The sequence below is a fragment of the Weissella sp. DD23 genome, assembly GCF_001579105.1.
Classification (GTDB): domain Bacteria; phylum Bacillota; class Bacilli; order Lactobacillales; family Lactobacillaceae; genus Weissella; species Weissella cibaria.
Genome location: NZ_KQ970390.1, coordinates 330,224 through 332,394, shown reverse-complemented (window position 1 = coordinate 332,394; position 2,171 = coordinate 330,224). Strand labels below are relative to the sequence as shown.

Genomic DNA, 2,171 nt, shown 5'->3' with positions numbered 1-2,171 from the left:
AATAACCCGGATAAGTTTAAACACACAGCACCCGCGGATGCCCGGACTCGTGGCCAGAAGGGTGACTGGGTAACTTGTGCTTTTTGTGGAGCACAACAGTACAAAGAGGAACTTGGTGAGTTCTTGGTATGCGGTGTTTGTGGCTATGGGTTCCGCTTAGGCGCGGCCCAACGCGCCAACATGATGACCGACAGTTTTACTGAATGGCACGCTGATATCGAAATGACAACACCTGATTTCCCTGGCTATGCCGAAAAGTTAACGCGCGCTCAGGCTGCGACTGGCCTAAAAGAGGCTGTTTTGACTGGTGAAGCTGTCATTGAACACCAACGGACTGCGCTGGCCATTATGGACGCTGGGTTCATGATGGGGTCATTAGGTGCTAAAACTGGTGCAAAGTTAGTGGCCCTATTTGATGATGCGACAGCAAACGACTTGCCAGTTATCCTTTTTTCTGCATCTGGCGGTGCGCGTATGCAGGAAGGCATTCGAAGCCTGATGCAATTAGCAAACGTTTCTGCGGCGATTGCACGACATCGCGAAGCTGGTTTGGTATACATTGTTGTCTTAACTGATCCAACCATGGGTGGGGTCACAGCTTCCTTTGCTATGCAAGGTGACATCATCTTGTCTGAGCCGCATGCCTTAGTCGGGTTTGCTGGTCGCCGAGTTATCGAACAAACAATCCATGAGACACTGCCCAAGGATTTCCAACGCGCTGAACATATGCAAGCCAGCGGCTTCATTGATGCGATTGTTGCGCGACCTGAGTTGCAACATCACCTTGGTCAGCTCTTGCGCGTACACCAAGCACCCAAGGAGGATGCTCATGTCTGAAAAAACGCCGATTGACATTGTTCGGGCTTCCCGTGAAGACCGTTTTCTGGCTCGTGATATCATTGCTGGCTTGATAACGGATTTTCAAGAATTACATGGTGACCGCGCCCAAGGTGATGACCCAGCAATCATTGGCGGCGTTGGGTTACTGGGTGAACAACCAGTTACAGTTATTGCCATCAATCGTGGGGCTGAAATCGCTGAGAAATTACAAACGCGTAACGGATCACCTGAAGCGAGTGGTTATCGAAAAGCGTTGCGCTTGATGCAACAAGCCGATCGATTCAACCGGCCAATCATCACCTTTATCAATACGCCGGGGGCTTTCCCTGGCAAGACTGCTGAAGAAGGCGGGGTTGGTCAAGCAATTGCCGAGAGTATCTTACAAAGCATGTCTTTTAAGGTGCCAATGATTGCTGTTATTTACGGAGAAGGCGGGTCAGGTGGAGCGCTAGCACTAGCGACGTCTAACCGCGTGTGGATGTTTGAACACGCCATCTACGCCATGCTGTCGCCAGAAGGTTTTGCATCGATTTTGTTTAAAGACGCCAAAAGAGCGGATGAAGCCGCCGCATTACTGGGGTTAACCCCACAGGAACTGTTAACAGCTCACGTTGTGGATCGCGTTATTCCAGAAATGGATAATCATACTGCCTTTTACGAACAACTTCGATTAGATTTAAAAAATGAAATAGCCGACTTACAAAAACTATCAACAACAGAACTGATTGCACAACGTCAACAACGCTTTGCACAATTTTCATAAATAAAAAGGACCTCAAATGAGGTCCTTTTTATTTATAATTTATTACTCCGACAGACCGATTTGAAGTGCCTTAATCCGCTTAGAAGCAATCCAAAGCAAGAAACCAGCCACAATCGTAATACCACCAATAATCAAGAAGTAATTAATTTCTGTTGATTTTGAGTACAACTGAACTAACTGGGCATTCGCAGCTTGCGCGGTTGCATCAGATAGATTCCAAACAGTTAGCATTTGTGCCTGGAATGCCACTGGCGCCATCTTTGCTGACGCTGATAGGCCAACTGGCGAGATGAGCATTTCACCAACTTCAACCAAGGCCCACGAGGCAATCAACCACAGTGCGTTGAAGTGGTGGTTAACGCCGTACAGCATGCCTGGAAAGGCCATCCAAACAAATGATAGCCCAGCAAAAACAAGCCCTAGTGAGAATTTAACGCCCGTTGATGGTTGCTTATCACGTAGCTTTTTAGACCATAGCCACACAAAGAATGGTGTAAACAACATAATGAACAAGGGATTTAATGACTGGAACCAAGATGCTGGTGCACCGTGCAAGGCCGTTTGATCA

General features: G+C 47.8%; 2 protein-coding genes and 1 pseudogene. 2 read left to right on the top strand and 1 reads right to left on the bottom strand.

Annotated elements, in window-relative coordinates:
* Together WEIDD23_RS15005 and accA are read left to right on the top strand one after the other, a co-directional pair.
* Window positions 1–837: acetyl-CoA carboxylase carboxyltransferase subunit beta (locus WEIDD23_RS15005; RefSeq protein ID WP_062358699.1), on the top strand; the 837-nt coding region annotated here is incomplete at its 5' end.
* The gene (accA, locus tag WEIDD23_RS15000) at window positions 830–1,603 is read left to right on the top strand and encodes an acetyl-CoA carboxylase carboxyltransferase subunit alpha (RefSeq protein WP_010374861.1); all 774 of its coding nucleotides are present in this window, start codon (window positions 830–832) and stop codon (window positions 1,601–1,603) included. The genes WEIDD23_RS15005 and accA, both read left to right, overlap by 8 nt.
* Before the next feature lie 42 nt (window positions 1,604–1,645).
* On the opposite strand, the pseudogene WEIDD23_RS14260 reads toward accA, so the two are convergent.
* A pseudogene (locus WEIDD23_RS14260) lies at window positions 1,646–2,171 on the bottom strand (peptide ABC transporter permease); the annotation flags it as partial.

Excerpts from the sequence above, each read along its gene's own strand:
- accA (WP_010374861.1), top strand. The coding sequence starts at position 830 with ATGTCTGAAAAAACGCCGATTGACATTGTTCGGGCTTCCCGTGAAGAC.